This window comes from uncultured Winogradskyella sp., assembly GCF_947496485.1.
GTDB lineage: Bacteria > Bacteroidota > Bacteroidia > Flavobacteriales > Flavobacteriaceae > Winogradskyella.
In genome coordinates, this window is the sequence record NZ_CANMCZ010000001.1 from 916,187 (window position 1) to 929,237 (window position 13,051).

General features: G+C 30.9%; 13 protein-coding genes. 5 read left to right on the plus strand and 8 right to left on the minus strand.

Annotated elements, in window-relative coordinates:
- Both ruvC and Q0822_RS03840 read right to left on the minus strand, forming a co-directional pair.
- On the minus strand, window positions 1-555 hold the full coding sequence (gene ruvC / locus Q0822_RS03835) for a crossover junction endodeoxyribonuclease RuvC (protein ID WP_299120352.1): 555 nt from the start codon (window positions 553-555) through the stop codon (window positions 1-3).
- A gap of 4 nt (window positions 556-559) precedes the next feature.
- On the minus strand, window positions 560-1,198 hold the full coding sequence (locus tag Q0822_RS03840) for a cell envelope biogenesis protein OmpA (RefSeq protein ID WP_299120355.1): 639 nt from the start codon (window positions 1,196-1,198) through the stop codon (window positions 560-562).
- 27 nt (window positions 1,199-1,225) lie between these two features.
- Here Q0822_RS03840 and Q0822_RS03845 point away from each other — a divergent pair, with 27 nt between their 5' ends.
- The 4 genes from Q0822_RS03845 to Q0822_RS03860 are packed head-to-tail and all read left to right on the plus strand — an operon-like array spanning window position 1,226 to window position 4,993.
- Window positions 1,226-2,194, plus strand: a complete 969-nt coding sequence (locus Q0822_RS03845; protein ID WP_299120358.1) for a lysylphosphatidylglycerol synthase domain-containing protein — start codon at window positions 1,226-1,228, stop codon at window positions 2,192-2,194.
- On the plus strand, window positions 2,194-3,342 hold the full coding sequence (locus Q0822_RS03850) for a glycosyltransferase (protein ID WP_299120361.1): 1,149 nt from the start codon (window positions 2,194-2,196) through the stop codon (window positions 3,340-3,342). The genes Q0822_RS03845 and Q0822_RS03850 overlap by 1 nt, the downstream gene beginning before the upstream one ends.
- A gap of 52 nt (window positions 3,343-3,394) precedes the next feature.
- Complete coding sequence (locus tag Q0822_RS03855; protein WP_299120362.1) at window positions 3,395-4,255, plus strand: hypothetical protein; 861 nt, start codon at window positions 3,395-3,397, stop codon at window positions 4,253-4,255.
- Window positions 4,256-4,993: a Bax inhibitor-1/YccA family protein gene (locus Q0822_RS03860; protein ID WP_299120365.1), complete on the plus strand. Its 738-nt coding sequence runs from the start codon at window positions 4,256-4,258 to the stop codon at window positions 4,991-4,993.
- Here the strand turns inward: Q0822_RS03860 and Q0822_RS03865 are convergent.
- The 4 genes from Q0822_RS03865 to Q0822_RS03880 are packed head-to-tail and all read right to left on the minus strand — an operon-like array spanning window position 4,990 to window position 9,425.
- Window positions 4,990-5,466 carry a hypothetical protein gene (locus Q0822_RS03865; RefSeq protein ID WP_299120368.1) on the minus strand — a complete coding sequence of 159 codons (477 nt, stop codon included), beginning with the start codon at window positions 5,464-5,466 and terminating at the stop codon, window positions 4,990-4,992. The two genes, Q0822_RS03860 and Q0822_RS03865, sit on opposite strands and share 4 nt — an antisense overlap.
- A 41-nt stretch (window positions 5,467-5,507) precedes the next feature.
- Entirely contained in the window at window positions 5,508-6,638 is a 1,131-nt protein-coding gene (locus tag Q0822_RS03870; protein WP_299120371.1) for a tetratricopeptide repeat protein, read from the minus strand.
- Between the two features lie 11 nt (window positions 6,639-6,649).
- Entirely contained in the window at window positions 6,650-9,064 is a 2,415-nt protein-coding gene (locus Q0822_RS03875; protein ID WP_299120373.1) for a M56 family metallopeptidase, read from the minus strand.
- Between the two features lies 1 nt (window position 9,065).
- Window positions 9,066-9,425, minus strand: coding sequence for a BlaI/MecI/CopY family transcriptional regulator (locus tag Q0822_RS03880; protein WP_299120376.1), 360 nt, complete (start codon window positions 9,423-9,425; stop codon window positions 9,066-9,068).
- Between the two features lie 117 nt (window positions 9,426-9,542).
- On the opposite strand from Q0822_RS03880, the gene Q0822_RS03885 reads away from it, so the two are divergent.
- On the plus strand, window positions 9,543-10,040 hold the full coding sequence (locus Q0822_RS03885) for a DUF456 domain-containing protein (RefSeq protein ID WP_299120379.1): 498 nt from the start codon (window positions 9,543-9,545) through the stop codon (window positions 10,038-10,040).
- 257 nt (window positions 10,041-10,297) lie between these two features.
- Here the strand turns inward: Q0822_RS03885 and Q0822_RS03890 are convergent, their stop codons facing one another.
- Together Q0822_RS03890 and Q0822_RS03895 are read right to left on the minus strand one after the other, a co-directional pair.
- Complete coding sequence (locus tag Q0822_RS03890) at window positions 10,298-10,966, minus strand: response regulator (protein ID WP_299120382.1); 669 nt, start codon at window positions 10,964-10,966, stop codon at window positions 10,298-10,300.
- On the minus strand, window positions 10,963-13,002 hold the full coding sequence (locus Q0822_RS03895) for a tetratricopeptide repeat-containing sensor histidine kinase (RefSeq protein ID WP_299120385.1): 2,040 nt from the start codon (window positions 13,000-13,002) through the stop codon (window positions 10,963-10,965). Before Q0822_RS03895 ends, Q0822_RS03890 begins: the two co-directional genes overlap by 4 nt.
- Window positions 13,003-13,051 lie beyond the last annotated feature (49 nt).

Genomic DNA, 13,051 nt, shown 5'->3' on the forward strand with positions numbered 1-13,051 from the left:
TTATTTCTTTACGCGTCCTTCATTCTGCTTCACAAAAGCAGACCAACCGCTATAACTTTTACCAATCTCAACTCTACCTTCATTATAGAAATGGCAAACAGCTGCTGCTAAACCATCCATAGAATCCAGGTTTTTTGGTAATTCTTTGAGACCTAACATACTTTGTAACATTTTTGCAACCTGTTCTTTACTGGCATTTCCATTGCCGGTAATTGCCATTTTAATTTTTTTAGGCGCATACTCAGTAATTGGTACTTGGCGAGACAAACCTGCTGCCATTGCAACACCTTGAGCTCTGCCTAATTTTAGCATACTTTGTACATTTTTACCAAAGAAAGGTGCTTCAATTGCTATCTCATCTGGATGATAGGTGTCGATGAGCTCAACAGTGCGTTCAAAAATGAATTTTAATTTAAGATAATGGTCATCATACTTTTTTAGCATGAGTTCGTTGAGTTGCATAAACTCCATTTTTTTACTCACCACTTTTATAAGTCCAAAACCCATAATCGTAGTTCCTGGGTCTATACCTAAAATAATTTTTTCTCTACTCATTTATCTAATCGCAAAATTGGCAGCCACTTAATGAAACTGCCACACCAAAGGTAAGATTAAATACGCTACCATTAAAAGCTCCTAAACCTCTTAACGCTGGATCATAATTATCTAAAGAAGTTAAGCCATATATATAAGAAACATCAGTATAAACTGACACTTTTTCGTTAATAGCATAATGAACTTCTAAACCACCTAAAAGATTCATGTAGGTTTGTTTATTTTCCTTTAAAGTGCTCAAAGGTTTTACAAATGATATTCCAGGACCAGCATGTAAAATTGTTCTTAAACGACTAGGTAAAAAACCTATATATTGTGAAGGATCAAACACAAACTGAGCATCAATCCGCGAGTAATTTATTTTAAAATCTGGTGTATCTGCATTATTTTTAAAACGGTTAAAGCCATAATCTAATTTTACACCATAATGACTCTTTAACATATGCTGAACACCTAAATTCACTGTTGGGAAATTTACAGATTGTGCATAAGAACCATTAACAAACCCATCCGTTGTTGGGTAATTAACACCAACTGCAAATAAAGCTTTCCACTTGCTGGTATCTTTAAATTGAGCATTACTATTTAGGGCTATAAAAACGACACTAAAAAAGAAAAGGTATTGTTTTAAATATTGCTGCATCTGTTACTTTTTGGTTTAATTTGTGCTATGCATTACGATGTGCCATACAAAACTAAACAATTCTTCTTTGTACTAATAAAGTTGAGTATAGTTGTTGGCGCATTTTATTTCATTTATTCAAAATTAGCTGAAAACGAAAATTTACAATTCAATGAATTTATCGATTTTTTGAAGGAAAATGATACATTTTCGCCCAAAAACATTGCTTTTTTACTCATTTTGAGTATTTTTAATTGGTTTTTTGAAATTTTAAAATGGCAAAAATTAGTTGCCACAATTAAGAAAATTTCGTTCAGAAATGCTTTGGAACAAAGTCTAGGAGGTCTAATAGCATCGCTAATCACACCAAACCGCGTTGGTGATTATGGTGCAAAAGCAGCGTATTTTGCCAAGCAGTTTAGAACAAAAATTGTACTTGTTAATCTATTGGGTAATATGGCACAGATGACCATAACGACTATTTTTGGCATTGTTGGATTTATCATATTTGTAAATCGCTATCAAATAGATGTTAACTACTATAAAGTGGCAAAATTTGCATCGCTTTTACTGTTATTTGGTTTATTTGCTGTGTTTGGAGTAAAACATAGACGTTTTAACATTAAAGGGTTTTCTTTTGAGCGCATTATTAGCTTTATAAAAAAAATAGCTTTTACCACACATGTTACTACGCTTACTTTATCATTGATTCGTTATTTAATATTTTCATTTCAATTTTATTATCTTCTTACAATATTTGGTATTGATGTAGACTATTCTAAAGCTATGGTAGTTATAACGAGTATGTATTTTTTAGCATCTATTGTGCCGAGCATTTCAATTTTCGATATCGTTATAAAAGGAAGTGTTGCCGTATTTTTATTTGGCTATGTTGAAGTTAATGAGCTTACTATTTTATCAATAATTACACTAATGTGGTTGCTCAACTTTATGATTCCTAGCGTATTTGGAAGTTATTTTGTCTTAAATTTTAAACTCCCTAGACCCAAAGAATAATGCTCACATCCTTAGCAATTATAATCATTATCATTTACTTATTTTTAATAGGTTGGTTTGCTTTTGGTTTTGATAAGGTTGACGATTTTAAACTACGAGATTTACCTCCTAAAACTAAATTTTCGATTGTTATTCCTTTTAGAAATGAAGCCAAAAATCTTCCTAAGTTATTGGCTTCAATTTCTGAGTTGAATTACCCTAAGTCTATGTTTGAAATCATATTTATAGATGATGAATCTGAGGATGAGTCTGTTAGAATTATTAATGATTTTTTGAAAAATACCGACTTCGACAAGCCCCGTCAGGCAAAATATATTAGGATTATAAAAAATGAAAGAACATCAGATTCACCTAAAAAAGATGCCATAACTTCTGCTATTCAAACTTCAAAAAATGACTGGATAATTACCACTGATGCCGATTGTATTTTGCCAAAATACTGGTTAGATACTTTTGACGAATTTATACAAACTAAAGACTCAAATTGTATTGTTGCTCCAGTAACTTATCATGGTAATAATTCGTTTTTTAATCGCTTTCAAACTTTAGATTTTTTAAGCTTACAAGGTGCTACTATTGGTGGTTTTGGAATTAAAAACCCTTTTATGAGCAATGGTGCTAACTTTGGGTATCGTAAACTCTCATTCGTCGACGTAAATGGATTTGATGGCAACACCAATATTTCTAGTGGTGATGATATATTTTTACTAGAAAAACTGGCTAAGCAAGATGCTAAACAAGTACATTATCTAAAGTCTCAAAATGCTATTGTAACAACCAATCCTACGAATACAATTTCAGGTTTAATTCAGCAACGTTTACGATGGGCATCAAAGACAAGTAGCTACGATAATAGGTTTGCAAAACTAGTAGGCATGGTGGTTTTATTAGGAAACTTAACATGTATAGCTTTTATTCCTTTGGTACTTTTAAATTTATTAAATACCAGAATAGTTGTTGCCTTAATTATCATCAAGTTTAGCATTGATTTCTTACTTCTTTTTAAAACCTCTCGCTTTTTTAAACAAGAGACCTTACTTCTTTCTTATATCTTTTCGAGTATCATATATCCTTTCTTTAATGTAAGCATTGCTTTTCTATCATTCTTTAAATCATACCGTTGGAAAGGTAGAACATCGAAGAAATAGTGTTGCATTGAATATTTTTGATAGTTTTACTCAAACCAAATCCTAACTACACATGAAAAAGACATTATTAATTGTTCTTTTGTGTTTTGCCTTTCAAGCTAACTATAGTCAAGAAAGCTATACCATTGATGGCGAAACTCTTGAGCTAAAAACGGAAATAGAAGGTAAACTAGATCTACTATGGAATATCATTGATGGTGAATATCGTTATTTTGTAAGAACTGAAAATGGCACCATTACTGAATTAAAAAACACAAAAGATTCAAATAAAAATTACCTCGAAGAATATAAAACGACATTAAGTAGTTTAACTAACGGAATGTCCACAGATCAATTAAAATTGACGACTTACAGTCTAAAAAAGTTCATAGACAAATACAATGCCTCTGTTGATTCGTCATATGCTACGATGGCAACAGAAGGTAAAGTACAGTTTAGATTAGGCTTCTCCGCTGGTATTACTAATCATCCATTTGTTAGAAACCCTGATAATGTAAAAGTACCACAGATTGCTGCAGAACTTGAGATCTATGAAGCTGAATTACCAAGACATTCAGGTTTTTTACAAGCTAAACATACCTTTGATGCGGAGGACTTTAACTATAGTACTAATGAATTCTCACTTGGCTATCGCTATAGAATAATAAACAAACCTTGTTTTTCTATTTACGGCCAAGTTAAACTGGCCACAGTCAATTTTATTAGTTCTACTTTTGAAGACGAAAATAATATACAGGTTAGCTCAAATGAGGCAGCCTTTGATGTTCCGTTAATATTTGGAATTGGTTCGGATATTAAAATTGGAAAAAACAGTTTTATTACTTTAATTTATGGTGAGTTATTTGCAATTATTTTTGATAATCAAGGCAACTTTTCTACAGATATTGCCATAGGTTATAAATTTAATTTATAAATGAGTTTAAGAAATTTTAAAACTTCTAATCCTGTATTCAATGGCTATTTTTGGGATGATCATAAATCATCAGCAAAAAAAATGTCGGTTGCAGGTATCTTTTTCAAATCTATGCTCGGCATTTTAATTATTGCCGCTATTACAGCTTATCTATGGAAACTTAATGAGGCTGGCACACCAATGAAATGGTTTACTTTAGGTGGAATGTTAGGTGCTATAGTTATCAGTGTTTTAATTTCTGTAAGACAAAATTGGGCACATATTTTAGTACCGCTTTATATCATTGCTAAAGGCTTTTTTTTAGGTGGTTTTTCGGCTTATGCACACCGTAATTTTCCTGAATTGCCCTATCAAGCCATTGGTGTAACTATCGTTACTTTTTTTGTGATGCTTTTGTTATATCAACTCAGAATTATTGTAGTTACAAAAAAATTACGAAGTGTAATTATTACAGCAACTGTAAGTATTATGGTTGTATATATAATTTCTTGGATTTTGAGTTTCTTTGGCATTAAAACCTACATTTGGGGAACTTCTTGGTTCGCCATTGCTTTTAATGTTGTAGCTGCTATTGTGGCTTCTTTTGCACTACTTTTGGATTTCGATTATATAGAGCGTTATAAAAACAGAGCTCCAAAATATAAAGAATGGATGGCTACTTGGGGACTTTTGGCAACGCTAATTTGGCTCTATGTCGAAGTGTTGCGATTAATGCAGAAGCTAGCAATTAGGTTTTAATTAATTTTAACAATCACAGGTAATTCAAAAGCTGTGGTCACTTGCTGCCCTCTTTTTATTGCTGGAAAAATTTTCGGAATACCATTTAGACTTTGTCTTAGTAGGCTATCTATTTCAGGAATTTCTTCTATTGTTTCTGGTTGTATTTTAATAGATTCTACTTCTAAAATACCATTGCTATCAATTATGATTTTAAGCCTTATCGTATCATTGACATCTTTAGAAACCGCTAAATTTTGATTTTCTAAAAAAAGATTTACATTATTAACTAAAGTATTCTGAAAACAAATTTTGTTATCTTCTTTTGCAGTTATAGAGTCACAATTGCTAAACGTTGGGTAGGTGTCTACTTCATTCCAGTTGAAAGTTTGTAGTTCTTCCTCAAGTAAATCTTCAGGATAAACTTTCTTCTTTTCAAAATAGTTGCAAGATGTTGCAAAAACCAAGATTAAAAGACAAACTATTCGATTCATTAGTAAAATTCTGATACCGAAAAGTACAATATTTTTAGATTTTAGTCTTCTTCTAAGAATTTTTCTTTCTTAAGTTCTTTGAGTCGTCTTTGAGCAAATACAAGAAAAGGGCTTTTCTCATGTTTTACGATATAGTTTTCGTATAGTTTTATCTTAGCATCTATATTGCCATAAAATTCGTCTTTAGTTCTAATTAAAAAGAATTCAGACATGATATTAGATGAATCTTCTTTTAATGATTTTTGAAACGCCTTTATGGCTTCTTCATATTTCTTTTGACGATTATAAATAGTTCCTAGTCGTTGATATTCATTAGTAAGCGATTGGTCTTGCAATTTTAAAGCCTTAGCGATATATTCTTCTGCTTTTTCAAAATTACTTAAACGCTCATAATACGTTCCAATTACAAACATAGCATTAGCATCACTTGGATTATATTTTAAAGCTTGTTTACGATGATAAATAGCATCTTCATAATCTGAATTTTCAGCATAACTTAAACTTAACTTCTCGTGTATAAACTCTGATTTTTCTCCTAAATCCAGTAATTTTTTAAACCAAACTACGGCATGTGTATAATAGTCTTGGTAGTAGTATGCTTGTGCTTTTAAACTTATAAGTTCTAAATTATCAGCATAGCTTTCTAAACCCTTGTCAATAAACTGATGCGCTTCGTTAAATCTTCTTTTATAAATATGGCGCTTAGCAACTTTGAAAATTGCTTTTTGGTGAGTTGAATCTAATCTAAAAGTTTTACTAAATGCATTTACCGAAGCTGTATCTTTTTGCTTTTCTAAAACAATACCCAATTCGTAATGGTAATTTGGATTGAGACTATCTAGTGCAATCAAATTTTTAAATAATTCATTAGCCTCTTTATACTTTTTGGTTTTAGATAGAAGCTTAGCAAACTCATATTGCAATAAGAGATTGTCTTTGTTAGCATTTATAGCTTTTTGGTAATTAGTCAACGCTTCTCCATAATTCCCTATCGCCAAGTAAGACTTAGCAATTTTACCATAAGCATCATCTAAGTTTTTAAGCGATTTATAAGTTTCAATGGCTTTGGTATAATTACCATTATAGTAAAAATTATCAGCTTTATCTTTTAGAGTTTGAGCGTTTAGGCTAACTACAAATACCAAATACAAGAAGCATAAATTTAATTTCATAGGCACGTTTACTAGTCTTTTTTGGTATCTGCAACTTGAAAAACTATTGGTAATGAGTAAGCAACATTTACAGTCTCACCTTTGTGTTGCCCAGGAATAAATTGTGGTAACATTTTAATGACTCTGATAGCCTCAGTCTCTAAACCTGGATGTGATGCTCTCGCCTTTAACGTTGCCACACTACCTTCTTTATTAATAGTAAAAGACACAAATATTTTTTGTCTACCTGTAATACCAAGCTCCTTTGCTAAATTGGTTTTAAAATTTTTACCAACGAATTTATTAATAGCAGCTGATGTACAGTCTTTTCGTTGCAAGGCACTATTTAATGATTCACACTCTGTTAGATAAGGAGCAACTTCAACTACACTATATGGTATGAGATCTAATTTTGTTGAATCTTTTTGAGCACTAGCTTCTAACTGCTCAATATACTTATCGTAATTCTTTGTTCTTAAACTATCCGATCTATTTTTTAATTTCTCTTTTAAAGCATCAATCTGTTCGCTTAGTTTCACTACCACAGGATTTTTATCACTAGAATTCTTTAAAACACGATCTCTTTCAGCAACTAGTTCTTTATAGGATTTAGCCACTTCGTCTTTATCGCCTTTTACCTCAAAAACAATAGGTAATGAATAAGGAACCGTCACCTTTTTTCCTTTTTGTTTTCCTGGTACAAATTTTGGTAACATTTTAAGTACACGTTTTGTCTCTTCCTCTAAAGCTTTACTTGGACCTCTCGCTTTAATATCCTTAACATTACCTTCTTTGTCAATTTTAAACTGAGCAAAAATTCGTTTTCTACCTGGACTTAAACTATCCGCAATTTTTGTATTAAAGTTTTTACCAACGTATTTGTTTACAAATTGAGTCATACAGTTTTTGCGATCTTGATTTGATGTTAAATCGTCGCATTCCTTTAAAGTAGGTACTATTTCCACTACTGAAAATGGAACTTCTACAGACTCGTCGATTTCTTGGATTTCAACAATTTCATTTGCAGACTTGTTTGGAGAATCAATAACCAATGTGGATGTTCCGTCTGTAACCATTAACTTTTTAAAATAGCTATCTGTTTCGAGTTGTTTCATTAAGCCATTAAAACGTTTGTGTTCTTCTTCCGTTTTATTAGCTGCATCCTTTACAAATAACTTTAATATTCCATCTTGAGTATTAGACTCCCATCTTTCTTTTTCTTCTTTTTTGTTTTTAAAAACTTTAAAATCTTCATAAGTTTTAAACTTATCCATTCTCATAAGATTAGTAGAATCAATAACATCTTGTGTCAATGTCCCTTCCTCAGACTTTCTTTCTATTATTCCATCTGCAATATATTGACCATATGCTTTCAATTTTAAGAACTCTTTTCTAGAGGGTAAATATTTAATAATTTTGTCTTTTGAAAATCCTGCGTATTCTGAAATCTCAAAAAAAGTAGATCCATTCTTTTCCATCATAACAAACTCATTATAGTACTTTTCTATCAACTCCTCATCTGTCAATTCTTGACTGACAACATTTTCTTGTTTTTCTTTCTGCTGTGCCCTAACCTCAGTTGAAGTATAAATTAACATCCCAAAAACCATAGGAATAAGTAAGGCATATTTTAAGAGATTAAGTTCCTTAGATTTTGATTTTTGTAACATAGCGATTCGTTTTTTGATTAATGATTTTTTGAAAAATGTATTGGTGAAAGAGACATGGTTAACATCGAATACCTGATTGAGTAAACTTTGATAATAATCTGCCTTTCCATTTTGTTTTACAGCCTTAGCATCGGCAATATATTCGTGCAATTCTTTAATTCTGTTTTGATAGATATAGACTAATGGATTAAACCAGAATAGAACTCTTAGTAGTTCAAAAAAGAGTAGATCTAGAGTATGTAAGTCTTTAATATGAACTAGCTCGTGTTTGTATATTGTTGGCTTTTCGGTTTCAGGTATGCGTTCACCAAGAAAAATAGTATTGAAAAATGAAAATGCAGCACTACTTTTAATAAGATTAACAATGAGCACATTTCCCTTCCAACGTTTTGGATTATTAAATTTTAACCAATAGAGTTTTGTTATTTTAATTATGAAAATGAGTGTTGTAATAGCTATTCCTGCCAATAAAACAGATTGCCAAATAGGTGTTTGCGGTTGCTCAATGATAATACCTGCTTGCTCTGCAATTTGAACATCCAACGTAGTTGGAGTTTTAGTTCCTATAAAAACTTCTGGTAGTTGTATGACGAAATCCTTTGTCGTTATCTCTTTTAGTTCAGGAAACTTAATAAAGGGCAATACAAGGGACAAAACAGAACTGATTAATAAATAAGCTCTATTGTAGTTAAAGAACGTTTCGCGTTTTAAGAACAAATCATAAACCAATAAAAACAAGGCTTGAAATGCGATGATTTGAAGAATAGTGTACAGCATATTACTTATTTTTATCAATTTCGTTTAATAAAGTCTCAATGTCTTTGACATCGACATCATTCTTCTGAACAAAAAATGACACCATACTTTTAAATGAACCTTGAAAATAGTTGTCTACCAACTTATTTATAGATTGGTTACTATAAGATTCTTTAGCTACAATAGGAAAATAAACGTGTCCTTTCCCCTTTTTTTCATAATCAACAAAACCTTTAGACTCTAATATTCTCACAATTGTAGAAACTGTATTATAAGCTGGTTTCGGCTCTGGTAAGGTTTCAATTACAGCTTTAACATTTGCTTTTTTAAGTTGCCATAAAGCTTGCATTATTTCTTCTTCTGCTTTTGTTAGTTGTTTCATAATCATGTTTTCAATATTCAAATATAACTAATTATTTAGTTTAAACTAAATAATTAGTTGAAAAAATGTAACTTTGGTCTGTTTATTGCGTCATATAAATGAATTTAAATTATTTATATGGAAATTTTCTTGGTGCTTGTAGCACTGCTTTTAATGATTTTGGGTATTATTGGTAGCTTTTTACCTGTATTACCTGGGCCACTCACAAGTTGGGCTGGTCTATTGGTTCTTCATTTTACTGAAGGAGTACAATTAAGTCAGACGTTTTTAATTGTTACGCTTTTGGTAGCAATATTTATATATGTTTTAGACTATATCATACCTGCTCTGGGAACCAAACGCTTCGGTGGCAGTAGAGCCGGAATGATTGGTACTACACTTGGTTTAATTATTGGATTGCTCTCCCCTATTCCTTTCGGAATAATAATTGGTCCATTTATAGGTGCTTTAATCGGAGAGATGGTTCATAGAAACGATATGGAAAAAGCTTTGAAAGCAGCCTTTGGCTCATTCTTAGGTTTTATAGCCTCTACGTTTTTAAAATTTATTGTAGCTATAGTTTTTCTAGGGTTTTTTATCGTAAAATTATCAGAACACAATGCCAATTGGTTTTAATAACCATTTCATTTAATACAAAGAAAAAACCTAGTACCATAAATGCTACTAGGTTTAATATTCTTGCTATTAACTCAACAATTACTTAAAAAAGGGATTAATTAACTCTTGTTGACTTGTGTAAATATATAGAAGTGACTTTACTTTTTGCTGTGGAAAAACCGCAGACTTACTGTGGAAAAACCGTAGTTTTCTTATTTGATAGTATCTACGATAATTTTTTTTACCTAAAAAAAGTGCACTTTTTTAGCTTTTTTTTATAAATAACCTTTTTCACGAGCCTCTTTTAACAAGGTTTCATCTTTTCCGTCATCAACCGAAAACAATACTTTAAGCTGTTTTTTTCGTTTTTCGATAGCACTTGTGGAAATATTGATATACTCATTTAGGCTTTTAGTTTTTATACCTTGAGATAATAAGTGTAAAATTTTACGATTGATATCATCTACATAAATTTCGCTAGAAATTGTTTTCTTCATGTAGTTGCTTACTGTGCTACTGTAATATGGTGGTGATTTTAGAATTTGCTGAAAACCATCAGCAAGTTCCATCGATGTTAAATCACTTTTTATAAGAAAACCATCTGGACTAATTTCCTTGATTATATTATGAATTCTGAAGGATTCATTAAACATGGTGAGTATTACTATCTTAGATCTAGGCATTAATTTTTTTGCCAATAGGGCTAAATCTTCTCCAGAAGCATATTTACCATCTTCTGATCCAGGTAAACTGATATCAAAAAAACAGACGTCATAAGGGTATTTTTTCGATGCTTGTTCTATCATAGTTACTGCCTCATCGCAGTTATTTGCAGTATCTATGTGTAAGGTTTGATCTTCTTGTTTTGTAGCAATTAACACATTTTGGTAGCCCTCAATAATTATCGGGTGGTCATCTACCATTAAAATGTTGATATGGTTCATATTGATTGATTTGTGTAGGGAATTTTAACATTAACTTGTGTACCATTTTCTGGCTGGGACGTAAAAGTGATGCTTCCGTTAATATCTTCAACACGAGAATGCATGTTTTTTAGACCAATGCCTTTCTTACCTTTAGAAGTATCAAAACCTTCTCCATCATCAATGACACCTAAGCAAATTACGTCTTTTTCAAGTGAAATACTAATTTTTATCTTTTTTGCCTTGGCATGTTTATAGATGTTTTGCATAGACTCTTGAATGATTCTATAAAAATTGATTTTGGTTTTATTAGACACTAAATCCCAACTGATATCATCAGTATAGTTAAACTCATGTTGCAAGCCATAGGCTTGACATTGATTTTCAATAAGTTCAGTAACAATATCCATAAACCCAGAACCTGAAACAAAATCGGTATTTAGCTCATGAGATATTTTTCTAATATCTTCTTCAATAGTTTTAAGTTGACCAATGTAATTGGCTCTGGTCATCATAGCTTCTTTACCATCTTTAAAATTGATGCTATCTAAACTTAATCGCGTACCAAACAGACGGCCCAAAACACCATCATGTAATTCTTTAGATACTCTTGTTTTTTCTTTAGCTCTAGCTTCATCTACTTTATCTTGTTGACCTAACATAAGGTTATAGATGTCCTCGTTAGCTTTTTGTTGCACTTGTTGAAGCTTAAGCTCTTTGTTTTTTGCACGCTGCGATATCAATACATAAATAAGAATTGCGGTTAACAGTAAACCGATGGACAATATAGCTAAGTATAAATTCTCTTTGGATATTTGTTTGTTTTCGGCTTCTAGCTCGTCGGTTTCTAGCTCTATTCTAGCGTATTTATTTCTTACATTTCTCTCGACAAACAACAAACTATCACTAAGCTTAATGTGCTCTTTTAAATATACTTCTGCATCTTCATTATTATTTAATTCAGCAAGCAGTAATAACGATTCTAATTTCAATTCATTATTGGAAATTTCATTTGAAATTTTATAGCTCCGTTTTGCATAGTATAGTGCAGAATCTAATTCTTTTATATCTAAATAAAATCTTGAAAAATCTATAGCAATACCTAGTTTAGCAAGAGGATCTGTGATTGTATCACTTACTCTTTTTCCTAATAAAAATATATTCTTGATTTCGTCAATATCTCTATCAGGTTTAAATGATTTAGTATATGCAAGATTGCCTAATGTAATAGCATAAAAAGAAGAATCATAATATGCCAAACTATCTTCCGAAATAACTTGTTCATATAATTCTATAGATTTATCTATCTCATTCTTGTATCTGTAAGCAATTGCTTTATTGTTGATAGAATATAAATTATTATAATAACCATATTCCATCTTCTCAGCTATTTCTTGAGCTTTGTTATGATATTCTATAGCTTTATCATAATTTTTAAGTTTGAGTGAAATTATTCCAATTAAATTATTTAATATCCAAAGACGATCTCTTACATTTTCATTAATCTTTATTGAATTTAAAAGTTTAATAGATTCCACTGCATTTTCCTCAGCTCCTATATAATCCTTCTCAGTTTCTTGTATATCAGCAATATTTAATAACATTCTAGCTTTGCCTTCAATATCTCTAGACTTATTATATAACTTAAGAGCTTTAGAATAATAGTAAAAAGCACTATCATTAAGTTCTTTAGTATGAAAAAAGGATCCTAAATTAGAATTTACCACTTCTAAAGAGGAAGAATCTTTTATCTTGCTAGCCAGCCTTAAATTTTCATGATTTATTTTCAAGTACAAGCTATCTTTTCCTGCATTATAATATGCAAGAGATAATATTCTACCACTTTTTAATATTACTGAATCCTGATTTAGCTCTCGAGAAATCCCAAGTGCCTGCTCAGCAAGTTTAATGCGGTCATTATTTGTACGAGAATTATCTTGAGATAGGAGTCTTAATTCAACTATACTATCAAGATATGTTTCTATGAATTCCTTCTGTGAAAAAACTAAATTAACTTGGAATAATACAAGAAGAAAAAAACAATATCTAAAATTCAAAATTTGAGAATATTAAGGTATTCTCAAATTTAGAATAAATTTATGGAAT

What these genes read in the sequence shown, in the direction of transcription:
- Q0822_RS03840 (WP_299120355.1), bottom strand. Translation starts at nt 1,198, where the DNA reads ATGCAGCAATATTTAAAACAATACCTTTTCTTTTTTAGTGTCGTTTTT.
- Q0822_RS03885 (WP_299120379.1), top strand. Translation starts at nt 9,543, where the DNA reads ATGGAAATTTTCTTGGTGCTTGTAGCACTGCTTTTAATGATTTTGGGT.
- Q0822_RS03850 (WP_299120361.1), top strand. Translation starts at nt 2,194, where the DNA reads ATGCTCACATCCTTAGCAATTATAATCATTATCATTTACTTATTTTTA.
- ruvC (WP_299120352.1), bottom strand. Translation starts at nt 555, where the DNA reads ATGAGTAGAGAAAAAATTATTTTAGGTATAGACCCAGGAACTACGATT.
- Q0822_RS03855 (WP_299120362.1), top strand. Translation starts at nt 3,395, where the DNA reads ATGAAAAAGACATTATTAATTGTTCTTTTGTGTTTTGCCTTTCAAGCT.
- Q0822_RS03880 (WP_299120376.1), bottom strand. Translation starts at nt 9,425, where the DNA reads ATGAAACAACTAACAAAAGCAGAAGAAGAAATAATGCAAGCTTTATGG.
- Q0822_RS03865 (WP_299120368.1), bottom strand. Translation starts at nt 5,466, where the DNA reads ATGAATCGAATAGTTTGTCTTTTAATCTTGGTTTTTGCAACATCTTGC.
- Q0822_RS03870 (WP_299120371.1), bottom strand. Translation starts at nt 6,638, where the DNA reads ATGAAATTAAATTTATGCTTCTTGTATTTGGTATTTGTAGTTAGCCTA.
- Q0822_RS03860 (WP_299120365.1), top strand. Translation starts at nt 4,256, where the DNA reads ATGAGTTTAAGAAATTTTAAAACTTCTAATCCTGTATTCAATGGCTAT.
- Q0822_RS03845 (WP_299120358.1), top strand. Translation starts at nt 1,226, where the DNA reads ATGCATTACGATGTGCCATACAAAACTAAACAATTCTTCTTTGTACTA.
- Q0822_RS03890 (WP_299120382.1), bottom strand. Translation starts at nt 10,966, where the DNA reads ATGAACCATATCAACATTTTAATGGTAGATGACCACCCGATAATTATT.
- Q0822_RS03875 (WP_299120373.1), bottom strand. Translation starts at nt 9,064, where the DNA reads ATGCTGTACACTATTCTTCAAATCATCGCATTTCAAGCCTTGTTTTTA.